The following is a 26048-nucleotide window of genomic DNA, read 5'->3' as shown; positions in this document are numbered from 1 at the left end:
TTCATGAACCTGGAAGAGTTGAATGCGTATGCCATCGCCGGCAAGGTCGATGAGCTGAACCTGATCTCGATGGAAGGCGGGATCTACCTGCTGGAGGCGCGCATGCATGGCGCCGCGTATCCATTGAGCGATGCTCATGGCCAGGCGTTCCACCTGCGTTCGGTCGAGCACGCGCGGCAAGTGCTGCATGCTTGCCCGAGGGTGCAGTTCAATCTGGTGCATACCTCGGTTCATGACGAAATGTGCGGGCTGGGCGCCAGTGCGGGAGAAAGCCTGAAAGTGCCGATTGCTTTCCGGTCTACCTGGTAACGTTGGCCCTCTGATCAACGCGATGGCATCTGTGCTAGTCTGCTGGCCCTTTTTGGTTCCGGGCGCTCCGGGACGCGCTGTGCACGCACGGCAAGTTCCCGGGCCGTCCGCACAGCGGAGCAGTGTCATGTCCGAAGTAAATCTGTCCACCGACGAAACCCGCGTCAGCTACGGTATTGGCCGTCAGCTGGGCGACCAGCTGCGCGACAACCCGCCACCGGGCGTAAACCTGGACGCGATCCTGGCCGGCCTGACTGACGCGTTTGCCGGCAAGCCAAGCCGTGTGGGTCAGGAAGAGATGTCCGCCAGCTTCAAGGTCATCCGCGAAATCATGCAAGCTGAAGCGGCTGCCAAAGCCGAAGCAGCTGCTGGCGAAGGCCTGGCCTTCCTGGCTGAAAACGCAAAGCGTGACGGCATCACCACCCTGGCTTCCGGTCTGCAGTTCGAAGTGCTGACCGCCGGCGACGGCGCCAAGCCTTCCCGTGAAGACACCGTGCGCACTCACTACCACGGCACCCTGATCGACGGCACTGTATTTGACAGCTCCTACGATCGTGGCCAGCCGGCAGAATTCCCGGTCGGCGGCGTGATCGCCGGCTGGACCGAAGCCCTGCAACTGATGAATGCGGGCAGCAAATGGCGCCTGTACGTGCCGAGCGAACTGGCTTACGGTGCTCAAGGCGTTGGCAGCATCCCGCCGCACAGCGTTCTGGTATTCGACGTCGAACTGCTCGACGTTCTGTAATCCCCCTGTGGGAGCGAGCTTGCTCGCGATGGCGACATCACAGTCGACAGAGATGTTGAATGCCAGTCAGTCATCGCGAGCAAGCTCGTTCCCACAGCCGTTTGCGGTGTCTCATAGTTCGATTTTATGGTTTAGTTCGGCGGTCGGGCGCAATGCCCGGGCATAACAGAACAGAAACAGGTTGCGCACCAGTTCCTTGAGCACCACTGGCTCGCTGGAACTCAGGCCGTTGACGTCCAGATCACCCTGATCCTGCAGTTCGTTCAAGGCTTCTTCTTCCAGTACGGCACAGACCTCCCCGGTTTCCCTATGCAGGATTCTGAGGTAGGGGTGCGGGCGGTCCAGCCAGGCGTCGATCAAATAAGTCATGGTTCTCATCTCCATTGATGGTTTCAATGAGAATAATTTTTATTCGTCAAATAGCAAGCGTCTATTGGCAACTCTGGATCTTGAGTGGGTAAAGATTGCGTAAGGTCAAATCGGCTGGCGTTTGGCTACTGCCAGGTAATGTTGGATGACGCGGGAGAGGGTGGAGCCCCATCCCACGCCTGGCGCGGGATGGCGTACAACAGGTTCAGACTTTTCTGACGAACTCGGACTTGAGTTTCATCGGACCTATACCGTCAATCTTGCAGTCGATGTCGTGATCGCCATCGCACAGGCGGATATTCTTGACCTTGGTGCCGACCTTGACCACCAGTGACGTGCCTTTGACCTTGAGGTCCTTGATCACGGTGATGGTGTCGCCATCTTGCAGGACATTGCCTACCGAATCCTTTTTCACCGCGTCATCGGACGCTGCTTCGGCTTCGTCAGTAGCAGACCATTCGTGCGCGCACTCCGGGCAGATCAGCTGCGCGCCGTCTTCGTAGGTGTATTCGCAATTGCATTTCGGGCAGGGTGGCAACGTGCTCACTAAAGCTCCTTGGTTTGAGGATCGCTAAAAGTCGCTCCTACAGGGGGGTATTCAGTGCGTGCGGGCTACAGCGAATTCGCTGAGTTCGACCAACGCGTCGCGATACTCGCTGGCGGGCAGCGCATCGAGGCATTTGATTGCGCGGGCAACATAATCGCGCGCCAGTTGAGCGGTGTAATCCAGCGAGCCGGACGCTTCAACGGCTTCACGGATGCTTTCCAGGTCGTCGATGCCACCTTTCTGAATCGCCTTGCGCACCAGCGCCGCTTGTTCCGGTGTGCCTTCGCGCATGGTGAAGATCAGTGGCAGGGTTGGCTTGCCTTCCGCCAGATCGTCACCAACGTTCTTGCCCAGCGTCTGCGCATCGCCCTTGTAATCCAGCAGATCATCGACCAGCTGGAAGGCTACGCCGAGGTGGTCGCCGAAAGTGCGCAGCGCTTCAGCCTGTTCCGGCGTCGCTTCGCACAGGGCCGCAGCGCTGTGAGTCGAGGCCTCGAACAGCATCGCGGTCTTGCCGCGGATGACTTCCATGTAGGTTTCTTCGGTGGTGCTGGCGTCACGGACCTTCGACAGTTGCAACACTTCGCCTTCGGCGATGATGCGCGTGGCTTGCGACAGGATTTTCATCACCGGCATGGAGCCCAGCTCGACCATCATTTCGAAAGAACGCGAATACAGGAAATCACCCACCAGCACGCTTGGCGCGTTGCCCCACATGGCGTTGGCGGTCGAGCGGCCACGGCGCATGCCGGACATATCGACCACGTCGTCGTGCAGCAGGGTCGCGGTGTGCAGGAACTCGATGGTTGCGGCCAGCAGACGCAAATCGTCGCCTTCGCGGCCAAGGGCTTTGCCGCACAGCAGCACTAACAAAGGACGCAGGCGTTTACCGCCGGCCGAGGTAATGTAGTCGCCGATTTTCGATACCAGCGGCACTCGGGAAGTCAGCTGCTTCTTGATGATGCCGTCGACGGCGCTAAAATCGTCCGCCACCGCGCGGTAGAAAGCTTGGGGTTGCATCAGCGACAGTTGCTCCAGAAGGGTTGCGCGGCATGCTAGGACCCACGTCGGCGGGTGTCAAGGCGCGATGGACGGCCTCTTGCATCACCCCGGCAGCTTGCGTACAATCGCGCACCCTGAACTTCCTGGGCAGCACCTGCCTTACGCAATTGCAAACAGGCCTTCCAGCCTTATGCAGCCATGCCAGCCAATACCTCTTCTTATAAAGAGCTGGGTGAGCAGGATTATCGGAGAAATACCATGTCGTACGCAGTAATTGTTACTGGTGGCAAGCAATACAAGGTCGCCCCAGGTGAATACCTGAAGATCGAAAAACTGGAAATCGCTACCGGCGAATCCGTAACTTTTGATCGCGTTCTGTTGGTCGCCAATGGCGACGACGTGAACATCGGCGCTCCAGTTGTTGCAGGCGCTACCGTTGTGGCTGAAGTGATCTCCCAAGGTCGTCACGATAAAGTCCGCATCATCAAGTTCCGTCGTCGTAAGCACCACATGAAGCGTATGGGCCACCGCCAGTGGTACACCGAGATCAAAATCACCGGTATTCAGGCTTAATTTCAGCCTAATTCCTCACTAGGAGAATTGACTCATGGCACACAAAAAAGCTGGTGGTAGTACCCGTAACGGTCGCGACTCAGAAGCCAAACGCCTTGGCGTGAAGATGTATGGCGGCCAGGTTATCATTCCGGGCAACATCATCGTGCGTCAGCGCGGCACCCAATTCCACGCTGGCTACGGCGTTGGCATGGGCAAAGATCACACTCTGTTCGCTAAAATCGACGGCGTGATCAAGTTCGAAGTAAAAGGCGCTTTCAACCGCCGTTACGTGAGCATTGTCCCGAAGACTGAAGTCGTCGCGGCATAATTGCGTAGTTGCTGGAAAAGCCCTGTCTCGCGACGGGGCTTTTTCGTTTGTGGGGTGAGTCTCTTGCAAAGCTGTTTGTAATGGGCTCCAGCGCTGGATTCTGCGGTCGTTGATTGAGGTCGCTGCGCTCATTTTTGCAAGAGTCTTATGTCTGGATTTTTCTCGGCTCGTCCGTATGACGAGAGGCGTTAGTTATGAAGTTTGTTGATGAAGTATCCATTCGAGTAAAGGCCGGTGACGGCGGCAACGGTTGCATGAGCTTCCGTCGCGAAAAATTCATCGAGAACGGTGGTCCGAACGGCGGTGATGGCGGTGATGGCGGTTCGGTCTACATGGTCGCCGACGAAAACCTCAACACCCTCGTGGACTACCGTTACACCCGGCACTTCGATGCCGAGCGCGGTTCCAACGGCGGCAGCACTGACTGCACCGGCAAGAAAGGCGAAGAGCTGGTGTTGCGCGTGCCGGTCGGCACCACGGTGATCGACTCCGCAACTCAGGAAGTGATCGGCGACCTGACCAAGGCCGGCCAGCGTTTGCTGGTGGCACATGGTGGCTGGCACGGTCTGGGCAACACCCGTTTCAAATCCAGTACCAACCGTGCGCCGCGTCAGACCACTCCGGGCAAGCCGGGTGAGGCGCGTGATCTCAAGCTGGAAATGAAAGTGTTGGCGGACGTTGGCCTGTTGGGTCTGCCGAACGCGGGTAAAAGTACGTTCATTCGCTCGGTGTCGGCCGCCAAGCCGAAAGTCGCCGATTACCCGTTCACTACCTTGGTGCCGAACCTGGGCGTGGTCAGCGTCGATCGCTGGAAGAGCTTCGTGGTTGCGGACATTCCGGGCCTGATCGAAGGTGCTTCCGATGGCGCCGGCCTGGGCATTCGCTTTCTCAAGCACTTGTCGCGCACTCGTCTGTTGCTGCACCTCGTCGACATGGCTCCGCTGGATGATGCAAGCGCTCCGGATGCTGCTGAAGTCATCGTCAGCGAGCTGACCAAGTTCAGCCCGTCCCTGGCTGAGCGTGATCGCTGGCTGGTGCTGAACAAGTGCGACCAGATCCTTGAGGAAGAGCACGACGCGCGCGTCAAGGAAATCGTTGATCGCCTGGAATGGACCGGTCCGGTTTATGTGATCTCGGCCATTTCCAAGCTGGGTACCGAGCGTCTGTGCCACGACATCATGCGTTACATGGAAGATCGTGCTGATCGCTTGGCCAACGACCCGGCTTACAAGGAAGAGCTGGCCGAACTCGATCAGCGCATCGAAGACGAAGCCCGTGCTCAGCTGCAGGCGCTGGATGACCAGCGTGCCCTGCGTCGTAGCGGCGTGAAGTCGGTCCACGACATCGGTGACGATGATTGGGATGAAGAAGATGTGGATGATGAAGACGGTCCGGAAATCATTTACGTGCGTGACTGATTCGTTGCGATAAACTTGAACGCCGCTCAATCGAGCGGCGTTTTAGTATCTGGAAATCGATCGTTGGTCAGCAATGGCCACGATTAACGTCACGGGCAGTGCCAGGTCGCGCTGTCCTCAAGCTAAGGTTGAAGATGATGCGGAGCAAGGTGACAGGTGCGCAGCGTTGGGTCGTGAAAATCGGCAGCGCGTTGCTGACAGCGGATGGCAAGGGCCTGGATCGCGCGGCAATGGGCGTCTGGGTCGAGCAGATGGTCGCGTTGCATGAGGCTGGCGTCGAGCTGGTGCTGGTGTCCTCCGGGGCGGTGGCGGCGGGAATGAGTCGCCTGGGCTGGACCGTACGACCCAGTGCAATGCACGAGCTGCAAGCGGCCGCTGCCATTGGCCAGATGGGATTGGTGCAGGCCTGGGAGTCGAGCTTTGCCGAGCATGATCGGCACACCGCGCAGATTCTCCTGACCCATGACGATCTGTCCGACCGCAAGCGCTACCTGAATGCCCGCAGCACCCTGCGTGCCCTGGTCGAGTTGAAAGTGATCCCGGTGATCAACGAAAACGACACCGTGGTCACTGACGAGATCCGCTTCGGCGACAACGACACCTTGGCAGCGCTGGTGGCCAACCTGGTGGAGGCGGACTTGCTGGTGATCCTCACGGACCGCGATGGCATGTTTGATGCCGATCCCCGTAATAACCCCGATGCCAGTCTGATCTACGAAGCGCGTGCCGATGATCCTGCGCTGGACGCGGTAGCCGGCGGGACGGGTGGGGCGCTGGGCCGTGGCGGTATGCAGACCAAGTTGCGCGCGGCGCGTCTGGCGGCGCGTTCCGGTGCGCACACCATCATCGTTGGCGGTCGCATTGAGCGGGTGCTGGATCGTTTGAAAGCGGGCGAGCGGATTGGCACCTTGCTGTCACCGGAGCGCGGCATGCTCGCTGCGCGCAAGCAATGGTTGGCCGGGCATCTGCAAACTCGCGGCACGCTGGTGCTGGACGCGGGTGCGGTGGCGGCGCTTTCCCAGGGCAACAAAAGTTTGTTGCCGGTGGGCGTCAAGCGGGTTCAGGGCAGTTTCCGGCGCGGTGAGATGGTGGTGTGTGTGGCGCCGGACGGTCGTGAGATCGCCCGTGGCCTGGCTAACTACAGCGCGCTGGAAGCACAAAAAATCATCGGGCAGTCGTCTGAGGCGATTGTCGGTTTGCTGGGTTACATGGCTGAGCCTGAGCTGGTTCACCGCGATAACCTGATTCTGGTCTGAAGGATTACTCGAATGCGCGTGGCAAAAGGATTGTTGGGTCTGGTGTTGGCGATGCCGCTGCTGGCCTCGGCCGAAGAAATTGGCCAAGTGTCGACGGTGTTCAAAATTGTCGGCCCGAATGACCGCATCGTGGTCGAGGCGTTTGACGATCCCAAGGTCGAGGGCGTGACCTGCTATCTGTCGCGCGCCAAGACGGGTGGAGTCAAGGGTGGTCTGGGGTTGGCTGAAGATCGCGCGGAGGCGTCCATCGCTTGCCGCCAGGTCGGGCCGATCAACTTCAAGGGCGAGTTGAAGGACGGTGATGAGGTATTCAAGGAGCGCACTTCGCTGGTGTTCAAGACCATGCAGGTGGTGCGATTTCTCGACAAGAAGCGTAATACGCTGGTGTATCTGGTGTACAGCGATCGGCTGATCGAGGGTAGTCCGCAGAATGCGGTAACGGCGATCCCGATTCTGCCTTGGCCGCACGCTCAATAATCTGACGATACGGTGGAGCGGGCTTGTGTGGCGAGGGGGGGGCTTGCCCCCGCTCGATTGCAACGCAATCGTAAACCAGTCATCACCTGCACATTGAGGTCGCGGCGACCGGTTAAGGGGGGGGGGGCTTCGCGCCCCAGCGGGGGCAAGCCCCCTCGCCACACATGCCCGCTCCCACACTTTTTTTGTGTTGTGTTTGCCAAATCGCAGGCAATAAAAAACCGACCCTGAGGTCGGTTTTTTAACGAGCGTGTCGCTTAGGCAGCAGCGGCAACGTTCAGGGCCTTCACGTGGCCATTCAGGCGGCTCTTATGACGAGCTGCCTTGTTCTTGTGGATGATGCCTTTATCGGCCATACGGTCGATAACTGGCACGGCCAGAACGTAAGCAGCTTGAGCTTTTTCAGCGTCTTTTGCGTCGATGGCTTTAACTACATTCTTGATGTAGGTACGAACCATGGAACGCAGGCTGGCGTTGTGGCTGCGACGCTTCTCAGCCTGTTTTGCACGTTTTTTGGCGGAAGGTGTGTTGGCCACCGTCGAGCTCCTCGAAAGACTTTTTAGGAAATAGCAAACAAAATAGGCCGCGAATCATGCCGATGAGTTGATGTCTTGTCAAGGGCGGTTGAGACGTTCCGCTAAGTGGTAGGTATGAAGAGGCGGGATATTTATTTCCGGCGCTTGACCTGTAAACTCGCGAGCTTTGGCTCTGTGCTGTTGCGGCGCGGAGTATCGCATAAGTAGGCGCTCAGTTCGCCTGCTGTTTATCGACAGGCACGAACTCTTTCAATGAATCTGCTCAAATCGTTGGCCGCCGTCAGCTCAATCACGATGCTATCCAGGATTCTGGGGTTCGTCCGTGACACCCTTATCGCGCGCGCATTCGGCGCGGGGATGGCAACGGATGCCTTCTTTATCGCCTTCAAGTTGCCCAATCTGCTGCGGCGGATCTTCGCCGAGGGCGCATTTTCCCAGGCCTTTGTGCCGATTCTGGCTGAATACAAAAGCCAGAAGGGCGAGGAGGCCACACGTACATTCATCGCTTATGTCTCGGGTTTGCTGACGCTGGTACTGGCGCTGGTCACCGCGTTAGGCATGCTCGCCGCGCCGTGGGTCATTTGGGCGACGGCGCCAGGATTTACCGATACCCCGGAAAAGTTCGAGCTGACCACCGACCTGCTGCGAGTGACCTTTCCTTATATATTGCTGATTTCCTTGTCATCACTGGCCGGGGCGATCCTCAATACTTACAACCGCTTCTCGGTGCCGGCGTTCGTGCCGACACTGCTTAACGTCAGCATGATCATTTTTGCGGTGTTCCTGACGCCTTATTTCGACCCGCCGGTGATGGCCCTTGGCTGGGCGGTACTGGTCGGCGGTCTCGCGCAGTTACTGTATCAACTGCCGCACCTGAAAAAGATCGGCATGCTCGTGCTGCCACGGCTGAACCTGCGTGACAGCGGCGTATGGCGAGTGATGAAGCAAATGCTGCCGGCGATTCTCGGCGTATCGGTGAGCCAGATTTCGCTGATCATCAACACCATTTTTGCGTCTTTCCTGGTCGCCGGTTCCGTGTCATGGATGTATTACGCGGACCGTTTGATGGAGCTGCCGTCCGGCGTGCTCGGCGTGGCATTGGGCACGATCCTGCTGCCCACGCTGGCCAAGAACTACGCCAGCAAGGATCGTAACGAATACTCGCGAATTCTCGATTGGGGCCTGCGGCTGTGCTTCGTGCTGGTGCTGCCCTGCTCGCTGGCGCTGGGGATACTGGCCGAACCGTTGACCGTTTCCCTGTTCCAGTATGGCCAGTTCAGCGCGTTCGACGCGTCCATGACGCAGCGCGCACTGATCGCTTATTCCGTCGGCTTGCTCGGCATTATCGTGATCAAAGTGCTGGCTCCGGGCTTTTATGCGCAACAAAACATCCGTACGCCGGTCAAAATCGCGATTTTCACCCTGGTGTGTACGCAGCTGTTCAACCTGGTGCTTATCGGTCCGCTGGCCCACGCCGGTCTGGCCCTGGCCATCAGTGCCGGGGCCTGCCTGAATGCCGGGCTGCTGTTCTATCAACTGCGCAAACAGCAGATGTATCAGCCGCAACCTGGGTGGGGGAAGTTCGCTGTCAAACTGGTGGTCGCGGTGACGGTGATGTCCGCTGTTTTACTGGCCGGTATGCATTTCATGCCGGCTTGGGGGGACGGAAATATGCTCGAGCGGTTCCTGCGCCTGGGTGCTCTGGTTGCGGCGGGTGTGGTCTCCTATTTCGGCATGTTGCTGCTGATGGGTTTCCGTTTGCGCGACTTTAATCGCAAGGCGTTGGGCTGAGGCTTTTTCCTCGATCGTCACGGGCGAGCCGACGGTTTTGTCGGCTCGATTACTTTGGGTTACGGTGTTGCCTGTCGTCGGCCGCCGGGTGTGGTTATAATCGACCACTTTATGAGCAAGAAGCGCGTTATGCAGCTGGTTCGAGGCCTCCAAAATCTGCGCCCCCAGCATCGGGGCTGTGTCGCCACCATTGGCAACTTTGACGGTGTTCACCGTGGTCACCAGGCAATCCTGGCGAGGCTGCGTGAGCGTGCACTCGAGTTGGGCGTACCCAGCTGCGTGGTGATTTTCGAGCCGCAACCCCGGGAGTTCTTTGCCCCGGACACGGCGCCTGCGCGGCTGGCCCGGCTGCGCGACAAGTTGCAGCTGTTGGCCGCCGAAGGCGTCGACCGGGTCCTGTGCCTGCCTTTCAACCAACGTTTGAGCAAACTCAGCGCCAGCGAATTCGTCGATACGATTCTGGTCGATGGCCTCGGCGTCAAACACCTGGAAGTTGGTGACGACTTCCGTTTTGGCTGTGATCGGGTCGGGGATTTCGAATTCCTCCAGCAGGCCGGCGTGATGCAAGGGTTTACCGTCGAAGCAGCGCAAACCGTCGAGCTGGACGGGATCAGGGTCAGCAGCACCCAGGTTCGCAATGCCCTGGCCGCTGCTGATTTTGCTTTGGCCGAGCAGCTGCTGGGTCGCCCGTTCCAGATCACCGGGCGCGTCCTGCACGGGCAGAAACTGGCGCGCCAACTGGGTACGCCCACCGCCAACATACAACTCAAGCGCCGTCGTGTGCCGCTGACCGGGGTTTACCTGGTCGATGTCGAAATCGACGGCAAGACCTGGCCCGGCGTCGCCAATATCGGCGTGAGGCCTACAGTCCAGGGTGATGGCAAAGCCCACCTGGAAGTGCATCTTTTAGATTTTGCCGGCGATCTGTACGACCGGCGTTTGACGGTGGTTTTCCACCATAAGCTGCGTGAAGAGCAGCGTTTCGCCTCTCTGGAGGCGCTTAAGACGGCGATCAATGCGGATGTCGCCGCCGCCCGTGCCCTGTCGCACCTAGCGCCAATCGCTAATGAAGAGCCTTAAATGACCGACTATAAAGCCACGCTAAACCTTCCGGACACCGCCTTCCCAATGAAGGCCGGCCTGCCCCAGCGCGAACCGCAGATTCTGCAGCGCTGGGACAGCATTGGCCTGTACGGTAAGTTGCGCGAGATTGGCAAGGATCGTCCGAAGTTCGTGCTTCACGACGGTCCTCCGTACGCCAACGGCACGATTCACATCGGTCATGCGCTGAACAAGATCCTCAAGGACATGATCATCCGTTCGAAGACCCTGTCGGGTTTCGACGCGCCTTATGTTCCGGGCTGGGACTGTCACGGTCTGCCCATCGAGCACAAAGTCGAAGTCACCCACGGCAAGAACCTGGGCGCGGACAAGACGCGCGAACTGTGTCGTGCCTACGCCACCGAGCAGATCGAAGGGCAGAAGTCCGAATTCATCCGTCTGGGCGTGTTGGGCGATTTCGCCAACCCGTACAAGACCATGGACTTCAAGAACGAGGCCGGCGAAATCCGCGCCCTGGCCGAAATCGTCAAGGGCGGTTTCGTGTTCAAGGGCCTGAAGCCGGTGAACTGGTGCTTCGATTGCGGTTCGGCCCTGGCTGAAGCCGAAGTCGAATACGAAAACAAAAAGTCCTCGACCATCGACGTAGCCTTCCCGATTGCCGACGGAGCCAGACTGGCTGCCGCCTTCGGTCTGCCGTCGCTGGCCAAGCCCGCTTCGATCGTGATCTGGACCACCACCCCGTGGACCATCCCGGCCAACCAGGCGCTGAATGTTCACCCGGAATTCAACTACGCACTGGTAGATGTCGGCGACAAACTGCTGGTGCTGGCTGAAGAGCTGGTCGAATCCTGCCTGGCGCGTTACAGCCTGGAAGGTTCGATCATTGCGACCACCACCGGTAAAGAACTGGAGCTGATCAACTTCCGTCACCCGTTCTACGATCGCCTGTCACCGGTTTATCTGGCTGACTACGTTGAGCTGGGCGCAGGTACCGGCGTGGTTCACTCCGCCCCGGCGTACGGCGTGGACGACTTCGTGACCTGCAAGAAATACGGCATGGTCAACGACGACATCCTCAACCCGGTGCAAAGCAATGGCGTTTACGTGACCTCGCTGGAGTTCTTTGGCGGCCAGTTCATCTGGAAAGCCAACCCGGCCATCGTCGAAAAACTGACCGAAGTCGGTGCGCTGCTGCACACCACCGTCATCGAACACAGCTACATGCATTGCTGGCGCCACAAGACCCCGCTGATCTACCGCGCCACTGCGCAGTGGTTCATCGGCATGGACAAAGAGCCGGCTTCGGGCGAAACCCTGCGCAAGCGGGCGATCAAAGCGATTGAGGAAACAAAATTCGTTCCGGCCTGGGGTCAGGCGCGCTTGCACTCGATGATCGCCAACCGTCCGGACTGGTGCATCTCCCGTCAGCGCAACTGGGGCGTGCCGATTCCGTTTTTCCTCAACAAGGAAAGCGGCGAGCTGCACCCACGTACCGCCGAACTGATGGAAGAAGTCGCCAAACGCGTTGAAGTCGAAGGCATCGAAGCCTGGTTCAAGATGGACGCTGCCGAGTTGCTCGGTGACGAAGCGCCGCAGTACGACAAGATCAGCGACACCCTCGACGTCTGGTTCGATTCCGGTACCACGCACTGGCACGTGCTGCGCGGCTCGCATCCGATGGGTCACGAGACCGGGCCGCGCGCCGACCTGTACCTGGAAGGCTCGGACCAGCACCGTGGCTGGTTCCACTCGTCGCTGCTGACCGGTTGCGCCATCGACAACCACGCACCTTATCGCGAGCTGCTGACCCACGGTTTCACCGTCGACGAGTCCGGGCGCAAGATGTCCAAGTCGCTGGGCAACGTGATCGCACCGCAAAAGGTCAACGACACCTTGGGCGCCGACATCATGCGTCTGTGGGTCGCGTCGACCGATTACTCGGGTGAGATGGCCGTCTCCGATCAGATCCTGCAGCGCAGCGCGGACGCTTACCGGCGGATCCGTAACACCGCGCGTTTCCTGCTTTCGAACCTGACCGGTTTCAACCCGGCCACCGACCTGCTGCCGGCTGAAGAAATGCTCGCGCTGGACCGCTGGGCCGTGGATCGCACGCTGCTGCTGCAACGCGAGTTGCAAGAGCACTACGGCGAATACCGCTTCTGGAACGTGTACTCCAAGATCCACAATTTCTGCGTGCAGGAATTGGGTGGCTTCTACCTCGACATCATCAAGGACCGTCAGTACACCACTGGCGCCAACAGCAAGGCGCGCCGCTCGGCGCAAACCGCGCTGTATCATATCTCTGAAGCGCTGGTGCGCTGGATCGCGCCGATCCTCGCGTTCACTGCCGACGAACTGTGGGAATACCTGCCGGGCGAGCGAAATGAATCGGTGATGCTCAATACCTGGTACGAAGGCCTGACCGAACTGCCGGACGACGTCGAACTGGGCCGCGCCTATTGGGAGCGGATCATGGCGGTGAAGGTGGCGGTCAACAAGGAAATGGAAATCCAGCGCGCGGCCAAGGCCGTCGGTGGCAACCTGCAAGCCGAAGTGACCCTGTTCGCCGAAGAAGCACTAAGCGCCGACCTGGCCAGACTGAGCAACGAATTGCGTTTCGTGTTGATCACCTCGACCGCCAGCGTTGCTCCGTTGGTACAGGCACCGGCCGACGCCGTGGAGACCGAAGTCAGCGGCCTGAAGCTGAAAATCGTCAAGTCGGCCTTCGCCAAGTGCGCCCGTTGCTGGCACTGCCGTGAAGACGTCGGCGTGAACCCGGAGCATCCGGAAATTTGTGGCCGTTGCGTAGACAACATCAGCGGCGCTGGCGAGGTTCGTCACTATGCCTGACAACATTGGCCGTTTTGGGCGCTTGAGTTGGCTTTGGTTGAGCTTGCTGATTTTGGTCGTTGACCAGGCCACCAAGTATTACTTCGAAAGCTCGCTCTCGATGTACCAGCAGATTGTGGTGATACCTGACTACTTCAGCTGGACGCTGGCTTACAACACTGGCGCCGCTTTCAGTTTCCTTGCCGATAGCTCGGGCTGGCAGCGCTGGCTGTTTGCCTTGATCGCGATAGTGGTCAGCGCCGTGCTGGTGGTCTGGCTGAAGCGTCTGGGGCGCAACGAAACCTGGCTGGCGATTGCGCTGGCGCTTGTTCTAGGTGGCGCGCTAGGCAATTTATATGACCGCATTGCCTATGGCCATGTGATCGATTTCATTCTGGTGCACTGGCAGAACCGCTGGTATTTCCCGGCGTTCAACTTCGCTGACAGCGCGATTACTGTCGGTGCAGTCATGCTGGCGCTGGACATGTTTAAAAGTAAAAAGACTGGAGAGGCCGTTCATGACTGAGCACGTATTGGCTGAGCAACGCATCCGCCAGAACACGGAAGTCACTTTGCACTTTGCATTGCGCCTGGAGAACGGCGAAACCGTCGACAGCACTTTCGACAAAGCCCCGGCCACCTTCAAGGTCGGTGATGGCAACCTGTTGCCAGGCTTTGAGGCAGCGCTGTTCGGCTTCAAGGCCGGTGACAAGCGTACGCTGACCATCGCTGCGGAAAACGCGTTCGGCCAGCCGAACCCGCAAAACGTGCAGGTTATCCCGCGTTCGCAGTTCACCGATATGGACCTGTCGCCAGGTTTGCTGGTGATCTTCAACGATGCAGCGAATACTGAATTGCCGGGCGTGGTAAAAGAGTTCGATGACCAGCAAGTGACCATCGACTTCAATCACCCGCTGTCCGGCAAGACGTTGACCTTCGACGTTGAGATCATTAGCGTCAGGTCGTTGTAACCTGTAGCGAGCTGTTGTGGCGAGGGGGCTTGCCCCCGTTGGGGTGCGAAGCGCCCCTGAAACCAGACACCGCGATCTCGAATGAGAAAGTGCTGACTGGTTTCCGATTGCTTCGCAACCGAACGGGGGCAAGCCCCCTCGCCACATGAGCCCAGTTCCACAAAAGGCTCGCTCCACAGTACGTTTTTCAATGTTTTCGCTATTTCCTGCGCGCAAGGCACGAGGCACAGCATGCAAATCAAACTCGCCAACCCCCGTGGCTTCTGCGCCGGTGTGGACCGGGCGATCGAAATCGTCAACCGCGCTCTGGAAGTTTTCGGGCCGCCGATCTACGTGCGCCACGAAGTGGTTCACAACAAATTCGTCGTCGAAGACCTGCGTGCTCGCGGCGCGATCTTCGTTGAAGAACTGGATCAGGTACCGGACGACGTCATCGTGATCTTCAGTGCTCACGGCGTTTCCCAAGCTGTGCGCACCGAAGCCGCCGGGCGGGGCCTGAAAGTGTTCGACGCGACCTGCCCGCTGGTGACCAAGGTGCACATCGAAGTCGCACGCTACAGCCGCGACGGCCGGGAATGCATCCTCATCGGCCACGCCGGTCACCCGGAAGTCGAAGGCACCATGGGCCAGTACGATGGCAGCAATGGTGGCGCGATCTATCTGGTTGAAGACGAGAAAGATGTCGCCTCCTTGCAGGTGGTCAACCCCGAAAAACTGGCTTTCGTGACCCAGACAACCTTGTCGATGGACGATACCAGCCGCGTTATTGACGCCTTGCGCACACGCTTCCCGGCCATTGGTGGTCCGCGCAAGGACGACATCTGCTACGCCACGCAAAACCGCCAGGATGCGGTTAAACAATTGGCTGACGAATGCGACGTGGTGCTGGTGGTCGGCAGCCCGAACAGCTCCAACTCCAATCGCCTGCGCGAGCTGGCCGAACGGATGGCCACGCCGGCCTACCTCATCGATGGCGCCGAAGACCTGCAAAAGAGCTGGTTCGACGGTGTCGAGCGGATCGGCATCACTGCCGGTGCCTCCGCCCCGGAAGTGCTGGTACGCGGTGTGATCCAGCAATTGCAGGCGTGGGGTGCTACGGGCGCAGACGAATTGGCCGGGCGAGAAGAGAACATCACGTTCTCCATGCCCAAAGAGCTGCGCGTTCGTTCATTGCTTTAAGTCTTCTCCCTCTGGCACCGGGGCTGCTCAGCCTCCTGGTTGAACAGCCTGGTCCGACCGGTCGGCGACAGTACTATCTGAAGCCTGCTCACCGGCTCAACGCTGCTGCAGAAATGCAGCGTCCCGCCCTGAAATGCGCCGTGCGGCATAAAAGGTTCTCCCAGGCTGGTGAAGCGAATGTAATGTTTTACCCACTTGTTGCCGATAACCTTTACGCGGTCACTGTTTGCGTGCTCGGCTATCACAGGATTATCGCGGTCGTCCGGTCCTTTTCCGGTAATGTCCCGTATGATTCGCCAACCCTGACTCCAGTCACCATTGATGCCGTAAATCATCACGGCTTCATTGCGCGAGATGGCGAGGGTTCTGGCGGTGCGTATACCGCTGATGAGCGATTGCGCCGCGTCATCGCGATAGGTCGATTGAGTCAACGCGGCAAAGGCTGGACTCACCAGTAACAGAACAATCCCGGCAATCGTCAGTCCCATGAGCAGTTCGATCAGGCCGAAGCCTCGCTGGTGCATGTCATTTCCTCCTTGGGTGACTGCGGCCCGCGCATTCCTTGCGCGAGTAATGGCAAAGTTACATCTGTCGGTCGAATGTTCTAGCGTGTAGATGCAGGTATAGCCGACGGGATCGGAGGGCACCGATGGATCTTCGTACAAAAGGTTTCACAATCATCGAGTTGCTGGTCGCGCTCGCGGTATTCCTGATTTTGATCACCATAGCGGTGCCGGCCTTTACCCGTTCCGTGCAATCGACCAAGGCCGACACCGAAATCGGTGACCTGCAACGCGCCTTGAATTACGCCCGGCTTGAGGCTATTGATCGCGGGGTCACCACCCGTCTTCGTCCCACAACCGAGGGCGGCGCCTGGACGGGGGAGCTGTCTGTCTACGACAGTACTGGCGATGAGCCGAAAGTATTGCGTGTTGTTCCCGCGATGAGCAGCGGAGCCACTCTGACGCTAACCTCAGAAGTGACCGCCATCGATTTCAATAATCTGGGCGGTTTGTCGTCATCGTCCACTGCGGTGGTGATCGACTATGTACTGGGGGCGCAAAGCAGAAAGCTTAATGTGTGTCTGAACGGACGAATTCTATTGGGCGGAAACTGCGGATGAGGGGATGGAGCAAGGTTGCTCAGGAGGGCACGACGCTGATCGAGGTGCTGGTCGCGTTGTTGATTCTGACTGTGGGTCTGTTGGGCGCCGCTGCGTTTCAGCTCAATGCGCTGAAATACACCGACAGCTCGCGGATGACCAGTCAGGCCAGTTTCATCGCCTATGACATGATGGACCGCATTCGCGCGAACGCCGGTGCCGATTACACCGGCACGCCACCGGCGGCGGGCAACCTCAGCGTCGCCCGGGATCAGGACCTTTACGACTTCACCAACAACATCGTCACGTCCTTGGGCGCCACTGCGACTGGCAGTGTCACCCTTAAAGAGCGCGTTTACACCATTACCATCACTTGGGATGACTCAAGGGCGGCGAATGTCGCCGATACCCGCCGCAATTTTGTCCTGGTCAGTCGCGCCAGCGTTGATCCGGTGGCAATACCATGAAGCGCACGTGCAGAGGTTTCGGCCTGATCGAATTGCTGATCGCGCTGGCATTGAGCCTGGTGGTGGTGCTTGGCGTAGCGCAAATTTTCATTTCCGCCAAAAACACCTTCGTCAGCCAGAACGCAGCGGCGAACATGCAGGAAGACGCACGATTCGTCCTCAGCAAAATGATTCAGGAAATTCGCATGGTCGGCATGTTTGGCTGCCTGGGCACCATTAAAGACGTGAGCAAGGAGGCCAGTTTTTATCCCAGTCAATTGGCGCCGATCAGTTGGGACAACGCGGCCGCCAAGCTGACTCTGGTGACAGCGGATGTGGGGACGAGCGGTGGTAAACCGACATGGACAGTGGTTTCCGACTGCCGGAGTGTGGCCACCGCTTACTCCGACGTGCGCGCTCCCGCAGCGGGCGAGCAGGCCTTCCCGATTCGCCGACTGATTTACACCCTCAAGAACAACCAACTGACCATGGGCGTCGGCACTGGAACGCCGCCTCAATATGCACTGGTCGATAACGTCAGCGATTTCAAAGTGAGTTTCGGCCTGGCCAGTTCTGCAAGTGATGACTCCGCTTCCAGCTACAGCCTCAACCCGACTGACGCAGCGCGAATCCGCAGCGTACGGCTGACGCTGACCCTCAGTGATCCCGACAAGCGGGTTCGCGATCAAACCTTCAACGTGGTTGCCGCTCTGCGCAACCGCTTGCCATGAGGGGCGCGCCGATGAACAAATCTTTTGGGGCCCAAAGCGGCATGGCGTTACTGGTCAGCCTGGTGTTTTTGCTGTTGCTGACACTGATCGGCATTTCCTCGATGCAGAACGCCAACCTGCAGGAAAAAATGGCCAGCAGCGTGACGCTGCGCAATCAATCCTTTCAGATCGCAGAAGCGGCGCTGCGCATCGGGGAGAGCGCCGTTCAGCTGGAAACCTACAACTTGGCACCATGTGCCGGCGCTCAGTGTCTGCCGCCACAAGATGCACTGACGTTGACCACCGCAGGCACCAGATCGGGAGTCACCTGGGTTGCGGCCGGTAACGGTTTTTACGGTGTCCAGAATATCGGCACTACGCTGGATGCCGTGAATGTGCCAAGCAACACCTCCGCAACGCTTTATCGAATCACGGCAGTGGCAATTGTTGGTAACAACGTTCGTAGTGTGGTGGAGAGCGTTTATGCCAAATATTGAGAAGTGCCGGGGATTGTGGCGAACACTGGTCGGCGCGGTATTGGCGTTGTACCTGTCGGCCCCCGCTTATGCATTCACTCCTTCGGAGTCGCCCTTGCTGAGCGCCGCCACGGTGCCGCCGAACGTGATGCTGTTGATCGATGACTCAGGGAGCATGAACAACATCATCTGGGCTTCGAACTTCGATCCGTCAATCAAACGCGACCAGATTGCCAACTGCAGTTCCAATTCCTCATGTTCCAGCGGCCAGAATCTGGATATGAGTAATGCAAATATTCTCTTGTCGAGTCTCAATCGAGGCGGTTGTTCAGGCAACGGAAACTGGTACGGTTTTTATCGTGGATCCCGCCAGTCGCCGGCCTGCATGAAGCTGCCCGACCCCGTCGGCAATGAAAACACTCGCTACACGGCTGGCTACCTGTCTTTTCTGGTCAGCAAGGTAACCGGTTCGAGTAAGGACTTCACCAGCGGTGCCGATGCGATTCCCGACGACGTTCGCATCAACGTGGCCAAGGATGTTGCGCAGCAGTTGGTCGCCAGTAATCGCTCGTTGCGGATCGGCCTGGCGACCTTCAATCCGCCCACCAGCAATAACTCGGGTCCGGGCGGTTTCATCGCCCGCGCCGTGAGTGATCTGACACCTGTGAGCGGCAGCGTCACGCAGTCCCAAGCGAACAGCAATTACAACTCATTGATTTCGTCGATCAACGGCTTGGGCGCTATCGCCAATACGCCGTTGGCCGAATCCTATTACGAAATCACCCGCTATATGCGCGGACTGACGCCGTACTACAACTCGTCGCCGACAACCTACACCAGCCCGATCCAGTATCGGTGCCAGAAAAACTACGGGGTGGTCGTCACAGACGGCCTTCCGACGTTTGACAGGAACTTCCCAACCGACGATCCGGCCGGTGGCGCACGCCTGCCGAACTGGGACGGCGACAGCAAAAACGATGGAGACAATCTGCAGGGTGACGGCGAGGGTGACACCCTGTACCTGGATGACATTGCAAAGTTCGCCTTCGATATCGACATGCGCACCTCCGGCACTGATGTCGGTGGCAAAAGCTGGGACGAGGATTTCGTCAGGCAGAACATGAACACCTACACGGTGGGGTTCACCGCTGCCAATCAAATGTTGTCCGCAGCGGCTAGATATGGGCAGGGCAAGTACTATCAGGCGACAGACAGCGCGGGGCTGAATACGGCGCTGGGCTCTGCGTTCAGTGATATCACCTCGAAAGCCGGTTCGGGTGGAAGCGGCGCCGTGAGCGCTCCGGTCGTCGGGCTGGGATCGGCTTTTTACCAGACGACTTACGACCCTAAAGATTGGCGCGGTACGATCAAATCGTTCGGATTCACTGCCACCGGGGTGGTGAATACCGCTGATCTGCACTGGACGACTGACACAACTATCGTACCGGGTGCGCCGCCGCCGGTTTACCAGTCGTGGAACAATGCGCTGATCACCTTGGATTACCGCAACTTTTCGACAGCGCAGCAGGCTGTTCTGAGTCAGGGATTGCCGATCGGCATTACTGGTATCGATCTGGTGGAGTGGAGCAAAGGCACCAACAAAAATGGTTTGAGAGTGCGCAGTGTGTTGCTCGGCGACATCATTAACTCACCCCTGGTCCTGGCCTCGCCAACCGAACAAACCGCTGCTGATCTGGTGAATGACACGAGCTACAGCACCTATCTGTCCTTCAAAGCTATCAACATGGACAGCAATCTGATAGTCAACGCCAACGATGGTTTTGTGAGTGTCATCGACACGGTCAGCGGTAACAGACGCTACGCCTACATGCCCTCTAGTGTGTTGCCAGCGTTGCGCATCATCGCCGATCCCGGCTACATCAATGGCGTCGGCCACAAGTTTTTGGTCGATGGTCAGCTCGGCGTGTTCGACGCCCGGCTCGATAATGTCTGGAAAACTCTGGCGGTCGGCGGAACAGGCGCGGGTGGCAAGACGTTCTACGCGCTGCAACTGTTTGACGCTTCCGCGGGTGACGCGATCAAGGCGCTTTGGGAGATCAGCGCTCCGGTGCCGGCAAATCCGGCGAATGTATTCAATGATCTGGGTTATGCCTACGCGCGTCCGGAAGTGGCACGCTTGGACGATGGTCGGTGGGCGGCGTTCATTTCCAATGGCTATGGCAGCAGTTCGGGTCTGGCGGCGTTGTATGTGGTGGATCTGCGCGATGGGTCTTTGATCAAGAAAATCGTCGTCGACAGTAAGGACACCAGAAATGGTTTGTCTTCGGTGAAACTCAAGGTCAACTCGCAGAATGTGGTCCAGGCTGCTTATGGTGGGGACTTGCAAGGCCGGTTATGGAAGTTTGATTTGAGTTCGAAAAGCACGGACAGCTGGGGCGTGGCATTTGCCGGCAAACCGTTGTTCACCGCCCCGGGAGGTGCCACACAGCCCATTACCGCGCAGCCGTTGCTGGCAGACAATTCCGTGGGTGGCAAAGTGGTATTTTTCGGCACAGGCAAATTCAATGAGACCGTCGACAAGACCAACAAGGACCTGCAGGCGTTTTATGCGGTGTGGGACGCGGACGGTGGCTCGGGACAGATCACCACGGCGAGTTTGCAGGCCCAGTCGATAACCGGCACGTTCTCGGGAGCCTCGGGCCAGTTCATCACCACCAGCCAGAACGATGTGACTTATCCGGCAGAGAAAGGGTGGTACCTTCCACTGAGTTACGGCAGCGTATTGACCGGCGAACGGGTGATCAGTCAGGCCGCTCTGTCGCAGGGGCGAATTTTCTTTACCACTGCCAGTGTGGACACCACGGACCCATGTGCCAGCTTCGGTTCCGGCAAGCTGGTCGTGCTCGATGCCTTCAGCGGTAAAATGTTCAACTATTCGATACTCGGCACGAATAACGACGGGGTGGTCGACAACATTGACATGATATCCAGCGGCGTGATTTTTATCGGTGGTATTCCGACGCTGAACGCTATCGTCAATCGCGGAACGCGTCTGCTACTGACTGATACGGCTGGTAATCCCACATCATTGGACGCGAGGGGCGGCGGCGGTAGCGGCAGCCGTCGCATCATGTGGCGACAAATTCAATAAGCGGGAGCTGAAGCATGCGCAGAACCAACCGAGGCTTCGCCCTGATCGAAATTCTGATTGTGGTGGCGATCGTCGGCATCATTATCACCATCGGTTACCCCAGCCTTACTGAATACGTGAACAAGGGACGTCGGGCGGAAGTGGCGGGGCTGCTGTCCGAGCAGGCACAGATTCTCGAAAGGTTTTATTCGAACAAAAGCGTCTACACCGATGCTACCGGGCTGAGCGCGGGCAATGATTTCTACGCCATCACCCCGACCCTCGCTGACCAGACGTTCTCGCTGACTGCCGTGCGCAGGCCCGGTAAAGCCATGGCAGCAGACAAGTGCGGCGATTTCACAATCAACAACACCGGTGTCCGCGACATCGTCAACGCCAAGGCCGGCGTGACAAAGAAAGACTGTTGGGGTCGCTGAGTTTCTTTTTTCGGGCGCCCTTTGCGCCCCTGTCTATTTCCCGGTTGGATCAGAAACATGACCCTGCAACAACAAGTGGTGATTGTCGGCGGTGGCGTGATTGGCTTGCTGACGGCGTTCAACCTCGCTAGCGAAGTGAGCAGCGTGGTGCTGCTGGATCGGGCGGATGTCGGGCAGGAATCGTCGTGGGCGGGGGGCGGTATCGTTTCGCCGCTTTACCCGTGGCGTTACAGCCCGGCCGTTACCGCGTTGGCGCACTGGTCGCAGGATTTTTATCCACAACTGGGCAAGCGTCTGTTTGCGGCGACCGGGGTTGATCCTGAAGTTCACATCACCGGGTTGTACTGGCTCGACCTGGACGATGAAGCCGAGGCGCTCGCATGGGCCAGACGGGAGAATCGCCCGTTGCGTACGGTAGATATTTCGACGGTTCATGATGCGGTGCCGGTGTTGGGCGGTGGTTTTTCCCGCGCCGTCTACATGGCCGACGTTGCCAACGTGCGCAATCCGCGGTTGGTGAAATCGCTCAAGGCAGCGCTGCTGGCACTGCCGAACGTGACGATTCATGAGCAATGCGAAGTCAGCGGATTTATTCGGGAAGGCGATAAGGTCGTCGGTGTGCAGACCAGCACAGGTGCCGTACATGGTGACCAGATAGTCTTGACGGCAGGGGCCTGGAGCGGGGATTTGCTGAAGATGCTCGGGCTCGAATTGCCGGTGGAACCGGTGAAAGGGCAGATGATTCTGTATAAATGCGCGGCCGATTTCTTGCCAAGCATGGTGCTGGCCAAGGGGCGTTATGCGATTCCCCGGCGCGACGGGCATATCTTGATTGGCAGCACGCTGGAACACGAAGGTTTCGACAAGACGCCCACCGATTCCGCACTGGAAAGTCTGAAAGCCTCGGCGGTCGAATTGATCCCGGCGTTGGCGGATGCCCAGGTAGTGGGGCACTGGGCTGGCTTGCGTCCGGGATCGCCGGAAGGCATTCCTTACATTGGTCGGGTGCCGGGGTTCGAGGGGTTGTGGCTCAATTGCGGGCACTACCGGAATGGTCTGGTGCTGGCACCGGCATCGTGTCAGTTGTTTGCCGATGTGATGTTGGGGAGAGCGCCGATCATTGATCCGGGACCCTATGCCCCGGCCGGCCGACTTTAATCCAGACCGAATTTCTTCAGCCGGTAGCGCATCGACCGAAACGACAGATTCAGCCGCTGAGCCGCCGCCGTGCGGTTCCAGCGCGTTTCCTCCAATGCCTGGAGGATCAATTTGCGTTCGACGTTATCGAGATAATCTTCCAGGTTATCGATCCGCGTCAGATCCGGCATGCCATTCTCGGCACTGCAGTTGCCTTCCGCCAGACGCAAATCACTGGCCTCGATCTGCTGGTTTTCGCACAGGGTGTGAGCGCGTTCCAGCATGTTCTCCAGCTCTCGCACATTGCCCGGGAAGCGATAGCTCTTCAATGCCTCCAGCGCCTGAGGCAACAGGTTGGCTGCCGGTTGCCCGCTGGCCGCTGCCAGGCGCTCCAGCACATGGCTGGCCAGCGCCTCGATGTCGTCGCGGCGTTCGCGCAAGGACGGCACCCGCAGTTCGATGACGTTTAGTCGATAGTACAAGTCCTGGCGAAAGCGTCCGGCGGCGACTTCTGCATCTAGGTCTTTGTGCGTGGCGCACAAGATGCGCACATCAACCACGGTTTCCTGTTGCCCGCCCACGCTGCGAACGGCTTTTTCCTGAATCGCCCGCAACAGTTTGACTTGCATGGCCAATGGCAAATCAGCCACTTCATCGAGGAACAGTGTCCCGCCTTGGGCCGCCTGGAACAGCCCGGGCTTGTCTTCGATGGCGCCGCTGAAGCTGCCTTTGCGATGGCCGAAAAATTCGCTTTCCATCAATTCCGTCGGGATCGCGCCGCAGTTGACCGGGACGAACGACTGGTTGGCACGCGGCCCTTGATCGTGAATCAGCCGGGCGACCAGCTCCTTGCCGCTACCGGACTCGCCGCTGATATATACGGGGGCCTGGCTGCGCGCGAGTTTGTCGATTTTTTTGCGCAAGTTGCGCATGGGCAGCGAGTCACCGAGCAGGCGACGGTCAGTGACCACGCCGGGTGCCGGCATGCGCAGGGCACTGCTGACCAGTTCGCGCAGCCGCGTGAGGTCCACCGGTTTGGTCAGAAAATCGAAAGCGCCGGCCTTGAGCGCGTTGATCGCCGTTTCAAGGTTGCCGTAGGCAGTGATCATCGCCACTGGCACTTGCGGGCAGCGTTGTTGAATGTGCTGCACCAGCTCAAGGCCCGTGCCGTCGGGCAGACGCATGTCGGTCAGGCACAGGTCGAAGGTCTCGCGCTTGAGCAGGGCATGGGCTTCGGCGAAGTTGCAGGCACTGAACGTTTCGAGTTTCATCCGTCCCAGAGTGATTTCCAGGAGTTCGCGGATGTCCGGTTCGTCGTCGACGATGAGGACTTTTTGCTTTGGGCTTGTATTCAACTTTGTTTCCGTCCGTGAGCAAAAGTAATGCGAAAACAGCCGCCGTCTTGGCGTGGTTTGAAGTCCAGGCGCGCCTGGTTGCTTTCGCACAGCTCACGGGAGAGATAAAGCCCCAACCCCGTGCCTTGAGCGCTGGTGGTGAAAAACGGTTCGAACAGATGCGCTTGCTGTTCCGGCGCTACGCCCGCGCCATCGTCCAGTATTTCGATGACAGGTAACTGGCTGTCGGGATCAACAAACAGATTCAGCCATACCTGCGCCTGATCGTGCTCTTGAGCGCTGTGCCGCCAGGCATTGCGCACCAGGTTATCGAGAATTTGCGTCAACTGATTCGGGTCCATCAGGGTTCTGAGGTCGCCCGAGCCGATGCGCAGATGAATGTGTTGTCGATCGATGGCGCTCTCGCGCGTTTGCGCAACGAATTGCTCCAGCCACGGTTTCAGATCAAGCCGTTGCGGTTCGGTTTGCTGGTGACGAGACAACTGCAGGACGTTTTCGATAACCCGGTTCATCCGTTGTGAGTGATCCTGAATAATCTGCGTCAGACGGCGGTCGGCGCTGTTCAGTTCCTCTGATTCGCGCAGCAGCTGCGCCGCGTGACTGATGGCGCCTAACGGGTTGCGAATCTCATGGGCGATGCCTGCCGTCAGGCGGCCAAGGCCGGCCAGTTTCAGTTGCTGAGCGTGTTGCGCAATCTGCGCGATGTCTTCAAGAAACACTAGCGTCTGAGGAGTAAAGCTCTGGTCCAGGGCAATGAAGCTGGGTTGGAGTTCTATCCCGTTGGTGGGGCTTTTTACGCTTTGCGGGCGCAGGGTCGGGTTGTTGCGCCATAACTGAAGGCGTTCGACCAGATCGGAGGAGCAGTCCTCGAGCCGTTGGCCTTCAAGGTGGCTGCGGCCCAGTAACGAGAGGGCGCTGTGGTTGGCCAGCTGCACCCGTCGCTGATCATCGAGCACCAGGATGCCTGTGCGCATGCGCTGCAGAATCAACGCGTTCAGGGCCTCCAACCCCATGACTTCGCTGGCCCGTTGCTCGGCCAGGGTTTCACTGACCTCCAGCCGCTGGACCAGACCTTGCACCAGCAGCGCGGCGGCGAAACACAGCGCGCCGAGCGTGCCGACCTGCAGGTAATCGTTGGGGCTGGCGGGATGGCTGAGATTCAGGAGAAAGCTCAGCCCGACAATGCCGAGCGCGCCGACGGCGGCAATCAGCAAACCGATCCGGCTGCGCAGCAGTGTATTGCTGATGGCTACGGATACGATCAACAAATTGCCGAGGGCGCTGGCAACACCGCCGGCCGCATAGAACAGGCCGCACAGCAATAAAACGTCAACCAGAGCGAGAGTGAACAGCTGCGTTGGGCGGCGGGTCTTCTCGAAGAACACCACCAGCACGATGTTCAGGATCAGATAAAGCCAGCTGCCACTGCGCAACAAGTCGTCATTGGCGGACGTCAGCAACTGGTCCATGTTGCTGGAAATCAGCAGCACCAGAATGACGCCGACACTCAAACGGTAGAGATGGTAAAGGCGCAGCAGTCGCCGCGCCTGTTTGTCGCCGGGGCTGGAGGCCTCAGCGATCACTGGAGCCCGGGCCTTGCTCAAGGTGAGCCTGGCTGCAATACCACTGCTGTTCTAGGCTCAGCGCGCGATCGCGGGGCAGATGCACGCCGCAATGAGCGCAGCGAACCATAGGCGCCGCATCTTTTTCAGCAGTGGACCGGCTGGAATTTGATCCCTTGAACTTGCGCCACAGCCATATCGCAGCGGCAATCAGGGCGATCCAGAACAATAAACGAAGCATGATGAGCTGCTTTATGACGAGTGATTCCGCAGTTTAGCCAAGGACATCACCAGCGCACAGCTCAATCATTCGCGGCAAAACAACAGGCAATAAAAAAGGAGCCTCGCAAGGCTCCTT

Annotated in this window: 28 protein-coding genes; 20 read left to right on the top strand and 8 right to left on the bottom strand. The window is 58.6% G+C overall.

The genetic code is table 11. The features are described 5' to 3' along the window. The first annotated feature begins 3 nt into the window (after positions 1 to 3). Both ACYZT1_RS21410 and ACYZT1_RS21405 read left to right on the top strand, forming a co-directional pair. Positions 4 to 309 (top strand): DUF6482 family protein, encoded by a 306-nt coding sequence (locus tag ACYZT1_RS21410; RefSeq protein ID WP_462016596.1) that lies wholly within the window; start codon positions 4 to 6, stop codon positions 307 to 309. 127 nt (positions 310 to 436) lie between these two features. Further along, positions 437 to 1054, top strand: coding sequence for an FKBP-type peptidyl-prolyl cis-trans isomerase (locus ACYZT1_RS21405; protein WP_462016595.1), 618 nt, complete (start codon positions 437 to 439; stop codon positions 1052 to 1054). A gap of 111 nt (positions 1055 to 1165) precedes the next feature. Here ACYZT1_RS21405 and ACYZT1_RS21400 read toward each other — a convergent pair whose 3' ends face one another. The 3 genes from ACYZT1_RS21400 to ACYZT1_RS21390 form a co-directional block, all read right to left on the bottom strand. Further along, positions 1166 to 1423: a PA4570 family protein gene (locus tag ACYZT1_RS21400; protein WP_462016594.1), complete on the bottom strand. Its 258-nt coding sequence runs from the start codon at positions 1421 to 1423 to the stop codon at positions 1166 to 1168. Between the two features lie 205 nt (positions 1424 to 1628). Next, entirely contained in the window at positions 1629 to 1970 is a 342-nt protein-coding gene (locus ACYZT1_RS21395) for a zinc ribbon domain-containing protein YjdM (RefSeq protein WP_462016593.1), read from the bottom strand. Positions 1971 to 2021: 51 nt separating this feature from the next. After that, positions 2022 to 2990, bottom strand: a complete 969-nt coding sequence (locus tag ACYZT1_RS21390) for a polyprenyl synthetase family protein (protein WP_462016592.1) — start codon at positions 2988 to 2990, stop codon at positions 2022 to 2024. 240 nt (positions 2991 to 3230) lie between these two features. Between ACYZT1_RS21390 and rplU the strand changes: the two genes are divergently transcribed. The 5 genes from rplU to ACYZT1_RS21365 all read left to right on the top strand — a co-directional run bounded on the left by rplU (position 3231) and on the right by ACYZT1_RS21365 (position 7006). Continuing rightward, a complete protein-coding gene (rplU, locus tag ACYZT1_RS21385; RefSeq protein ID WP_003176051.1) occupies positions 3231 to 3545 on the top strand; it encodes a 50S ribosomal protein L21 in 315 nt (104 codons plus the stop codon). A 34-nt stretch (positions 3546 to 3579) separates the two neighbouring features. Beyond that, positions 3580 to 3855, top strand: a complete 276-nt coding sequence (gene rpmA, locus ACYZT1_RS21380) for a 50S ribosomal protein L27 (protein WP_003215862.1) — start codon at positions 3580 to 3582, stop codon at positions 3853 to 3855. 194 nt (positions 3856 to 4049) lie between these two features. After that, positions 4050 to 5273 carry an Obg family GTPase CgtA gene (gene cgtA, locus ACYZT1_RS21375; protein WP_462016591.1) on the top strand — a complete coding sequence of 408 codons (1224 nt, stop codon included), beginning with the start codon at positions 4050 to 4052 and terminating at the stop codon, positions 5271 to 5273. A 137-nt stretch (positions 5274 to 5410) separates the two neighbouring features. Further along, positions 5411 to 6529, top strand: a complete 1119-nt coding sequence (gene proB, locus ACYZT1_RS21370; RefSeq protein ID WP_462019299.1) for a glutamate 5-kinase — start codon at positions 5411 to 5413, stop codon at positions 6527 to 6529. Positions 6530 to 6541: 12 nt separating this feature from the next. Further along, positions 6542 to 7006: a CreA family protein gene (locus tag ACYZT1_RS21365; protein ID WP_462016590.1), complete on the top strand. Its 465-nt coding sequence runs from the start codon at positions 6542 to 6544 to the stop codon at positions 7004 to 7006. A 257-nt stretch (positions 7007 to 7263) separates the two neighbouring features. Here ACYZT1_RS21365 and rpsT read toward each other — a convergent pair whose 3' ends face one another. Then, a complete protein-coding gene (gene rpsT / locus ACYZT1_RS21360; protein WP_003185593.1) occupies positions 7264 to 7542 on the bottom strand; it encodes a 30S ribosomal protein S20 in 279 nt (92 codons plus the stop codon). A 252-nt stretch (positions 7543 to 7794) separates the two neighbouring features. Here rpsT and murJ point away from each other — a divergent pair, with 252 nt between their 5' ends. The 6 genes from murJ to ispH all read left to right on the top strand — a co-directional run bounded on the left by murJ (position 7795) and on the right by ispH (position 15374). Continuing rightward, entirely contained in the window at positions 7795 to 9333 is a 1539-nt protein-coding gene (murJ, locus tag ACYZT1_RS21355) for a murein biosynthesis integral membrane protein MurJ (protein ID WP_462016589.1), read from the top strand. A 129-nt stretch (positions 9334 to 9462) separates the two neighbouring features. Beyond that, positions 9463 to 10413, top strand: coding sequence for a bifunctional riboflavin kinase/FAD synthetase (gene ribF, locus ACYZT1_RS21350; protein ID WP_462016588.1), 951 nt, complete (start codon positions 9463 to 9465; stop codon positions 10411 to 10413). Further along, positions 10414 to 13245 carry an isoleucine--tRNA ligase gene (gene ileS, locus ACYZT1_RS21345; protein WP_462016587.1) on the top strand — a complete coding sequence of 944 codons (2832 nt, stop codon included), beginning with the start codon at positions 10414 to 10416 and terminating at the stop codon, positions 13243 to 13245. Continuing rightward, a complete protein-coding gene (lspA, locus tag ACYZT1_RS21340; RefSeq protein WP_462016586.1) occupies positions 13238 to 13750 on the top strand; it encodes a signal peptidase II in 513 nt (170 codons plus the stop codon). Before ileS ends, lspA begins: the two co-directional genes overlap by 8 nt. Before the next feature lie 7 nt (positions 13751 to 13757). Further along, a complete protein-coding gene (gene fkpB / locus ACYZT1_RS21335; RefSeq protein WP_462019298.1) occupies positions 13758 to 14195 on the top strand; it encodes an FKBP-type peptidyl-prolyl cis-trans isomerase in 438 nt (145 codons plus the stop codon). Positions 14196 to 14426: 231 nt separating this feature from the next. Continuing rightward, positions 14427 to 15374: a 4-hydroxy-3-methylbut-2-enyl diphosphate reductase gene (ispH, locus tag ACYZT1_RS21330; RefSeq protein ID WP_462016585.1), complete on the top strand. Its 948-nt coding sequence runs from the start codon at positions 14427 to 14429 to the stop codon at positions 15372 to 15374. On the opposite strand, the gene ACYZT1_RS21325 is transcribed toward ispH, so the two are convergent. Then, positions 15371 to 15898 (bottom strand): GspH/FimT family pseudopilin, encoded by a 528-nt coding sequence (locus ACYZT1_RS21325; protein ID WP_462016584.1) that lies wholly within the window; start codon positions 15896 to 15898, stop codon positions 15371 to 15373. The genes ispH and ACYZT1_RS21325 overlap by 4 nt on opposite strands. Before the next feature lie 125 nt (positions 15899 to 16023). On the opposite strand from ACYZT1_RS21325, the gene ACYZT1_RS21320 reads away from it, so the two are divergent. From ACYZT1_RS21320 to thiO, 7 genes are read left to right on the top strand one after another with little or no spacing between them, the layout of a single operon-like run. Next, complete coding sequence (locus ACYZT1_RS21320) at positions 16024 to 16497, top strand: GspH/FimT family pseudopilin (protein WP_462016583.1); 474 nt, start codon at positions 16024 to 16026, stop codon at positions 16495 to 16497. Next, the gene (pilV, locus tag ACYZT1_RS21315; RefSeq protein WP_462016582.1) at positions 16494 to 16943 is read left to right on the top strand and encodes a type IV pilus modification protein PilV; all 450 of its coding nucleotides are present in this window, start codon (positions 16494 to 16496) and stop codon (positions 16941 to 16943) included. Before ACYZT1_RS21320 ends, pilV begins: the two co-directional genes overlap by 4 nt. Then, positions 16940 to 17653 (top strand): PilW family protein, encoded by a 714-nt coding sequence (locus ACYZT1_RS21310; protein ID WP_462016581.1) that lies wholly within the window; start codon positions 16940 to 16942, stop codon positions 17651 to 17653. The genes pilV and ACYZT1_RS21310 overlap by 4 nt, the downstream gene beginning before the upstream one ends. Then, positions 17650 to 18129 (top strand): pilus assembly PilX family protein, encoded by a 480-nt coding sequence (locus ACYZT1_RS21305; protein WP_462016580.1) that lies wholly within the window; start codon positions 17650 to 17652, stop codon positions 18127 to 18129. The genes ACYZT1_RS21310 and ACYZT1_RS21305 overlap by 4 nt, the downstream gene beginning before the upstream one ends. After that, positions 18116 to 21220 (top strand): pilus assembly protein, encoded by a 3105-nt coding sequence (locus ACYZT1_RS21300; RefSeq protein WP_462016579.1) that lies wholly within the window; start codon positions 18116 to 18118, stop codon positions 21218 to 21220. The genes ACYZT1_RS21305 and ACYZT1_RS21300 overlap by 14 nt, the downstream gene beginning before the upstream one ends. 14 nt (positions 21221 to 21234) lie before the next feature. Beyond that, on the top strand, positions 21235 to 21636 hold the full coding sequence (locus ACYZT1_RS21295) for a type IV pilin protein (protein ID WP_462016578.1): 402 nt from the start codon (positions 21235 to 21237) through the stop codon (positions 21634 to 21636). 57 nt (positions 21637 to 21693) lie between these two features. Continuing rightward, positions 21694 to 22794 (top strand): glycine oxidase ThiO, encoded by a 1101-nt coding sequence (thiO, locus tag ACYZT1_RS21290; RefSeq protein ID WP_462016577.1) that lies wholly within the window; start codon positions 21694 to 21696, stop codon positions 22792 to 22794. Here the strand turns inward: thiO and ACYZT1_RS21285 are convergent. Genes ACYZT1_RS21285 through ACYZT1_RS21275 form a run of 3 tightly spaced genes read right to left on the bottom strand, consistent with a single transcriptional unit; the run spans position 22791 to position 25931 of the window. Further along, positions 22791 to 24128: a sigma-54-dependent transcriptional regulator gene (locus ACYZT1_RS21285; RefSeq protein WP_462016576.1), complete on the bottom strand. Its 1338-nt coding sequence runs from the start codon at positions 24126 to 24128 to the stop codon at positions 22791 to 22793. The two genes, thiO and ACYZT1_RS21285, sit on opposite strands and share 4 nt — an antisense overlap. Next, positions 24125 to 25711 (bottom strand): sensor histidine kinase, encoded by a 1587-nt coding sequence (locus ACYZT1_RS21280; protein WP_462019297.1) that lies wholly within the window; start codon positions 25709 to 25711, stop codon positions 24125 to 24127. The genes ACYZT1_RS21285 and ACYZT1_RS21280 overlap by 4 nt, the downstream gene beginning before the upstream one ends. Continuing rightward, positions 25701 to 25931, bottom strand: a complete 231-nt coding sequence (locus tag ACYZT1_RS21275) for a PP0621 family protein (RefSeq protein ID WP_462016575.1) — start codon at positions 25929 to 25931, stop codon at positions 25701 to 25703. Before ACYZT1_RS21275 ends, ACYZT1_RS21280 begins: the two co-directional genes overlap by 11 nt. Positions 25932 to 26048: the final 117 nt, after the last annotated feature.

Source organism: Pseudomonas sp. PB3P13 (genome assembly GCF_054897735.1).
The sequence above is the reverse complement of the archived record's forward strand: the minus strand, read 5'-3'. Positions and strand labels throughout refer to the sequence as shown.

Coding starts and splice junctions, on each gene's coding strand:
- ACYZT1_RS21410 (WP_462016596.1), top strand. CDS start 4: ATGAACCTGGAAGAGTTGAATGCGTATGCCATCGCCGGCAAGGTCGAT.
- ACYZT1_RS21405 (WP_462016595.1), top strand. CDS start 437: ATGTCCGAAGTAAATCTGTCCACCGACGAAACCCGCGTCAGCTACGGT.
- ACYZT1_RS21400 (WP_462016594.1), bottom strand. CDS start 1,423: ATGACTTATTTGATCGACGCCTGGCTGGACCGCCCGCACCCCTACCTC.
- ACYZT1_RS21390 (WP_462016592.1), bottom strand. CDS start 2,990: ATGCAACCCCAAGCTTTCTACCGCGCGGTGGCGGACGATTTTAGCGCC.
- rplU (WP_003176051.1), top strand. CDS start 3,231: ATGTCGTACGCAGTAATTGTTACTGGTGGCAAGCAATACAAGGTCGCC.
- rpmA (WP_003215862.1), top strand. CDS start 3,580: ATGGCACACAAAAAAGCTGGTGGTAGTACCCGTAACGGTCGCGACTCA.
- cgtA (WP_462016591.1), top strand. CDS start 4,050: ATGAAGTTTGTTGATGAAGTATCCATTCGAGTAAAGGCCGGTGACGGC.
- proB (WP_462019299.1), top strand. CDS start 5,411: ATGCGGAGCAAGGTGACAGGTGCGCAGCGTTGGGTCGTGAAAATCGGC.
- ACYZT1_RS21365 (WP_462016590.1), top strand. CDS start 6,542: ATGCGCGTGGCAAAAGGATTGTTGGGTCTGGTGTTGGCGATGCCGCTG.
- murJ (WP_462016589.1), top strand. CDS start 7,795: ATGAATCTGCTCAAATCGTTGGCCGCCGTCAGCTCAATCACGATGCTA.
- ribF (WP_462016588.1), top strand. CDS start 9,463: ATGCAGCTGGTTCGAGGCCTCCAAAATCTGCGCCCCCAGCATCGGGGC.
- ileS (WP_462016587.1), top strand. CDS start 10,414: ATGACCGACTATAAAGCCACGCTAAACCTTCCGGACACCGCCTTCCCA.
- lspA (WP_462016586.1), top strand. CDS start 13,238: ATGCCTGACAACATTGGCCGTTTTGGGCGCTTGAGTTGGCTTTGGTTG.
- ispH (WP_462016585.1), top strand. CDS start 14,427: ATGCAAATCAAACTCGCCAACCCCCGTGGCTTCTGCGCCGGTGTGGAC.
- ACYZT1_RS21325 (WP_462016584.1), bottom strand. CDS start 15,898: ATGCACCAGCGAGGCTTCGGCCTGATCGAACTGCTCATGGGACTGACG.
- ACYZT1_RS21320 (WP_462016583.1), top strand. CDS start 16,024: ATGGATCTTCGTACAAAAGGTTTCACAATCATCGAGTTGCTGGTCGCG.
- pilV (WP_462016582.1), top strand. CDS start 16,494: ATGAGGGGATGGAGCAAGGTTGCTCAGGAGGGCACGACGCTGATCGAG.
- ACYZT1_RS21310 (WP_462016581.1), top strand. CDS start 16,940: ATGAAGCGCACGTGCAGAGGTTTCGGCCTGATCGAATTGCTGATCGCG.
- ACYZT1_RS21305 (WP_462016580.1), top strand. CDS start 17,650: ATGAGGGGCGCGCCGATGAACAAATCTTTTGGGGCCCAAAGCGGCATG.
- ACYZT1_RS21300 (WP_462016579.1), top strand. CDS start 18,116: ATGCCAAATATTGAGAAGTGCCGGGGATTGTGGCGAACACTGGTCGGC.
- ACYZT1_RS21295 (WP_462016578.1), top strand. CDS start 21,235: ATGCGCAGAACCAACCGAGGCTTCGCCCTGATCGAAATTCTGATTGTG.
- thiO (WP_462016577.1), top strand. CDS start 21,694: ATGACCCTGCAACAACAAGTGGTGATTGTCGGCGGTGGCGTGATTGGC.
- ACYZT1_RS21275 (WP_462016575.1), bottom strand. CDS start 25,931: ATGCTTCGTTTATTGTTCTGGATCGCCCTGATTGCCGCTGCGATATGG.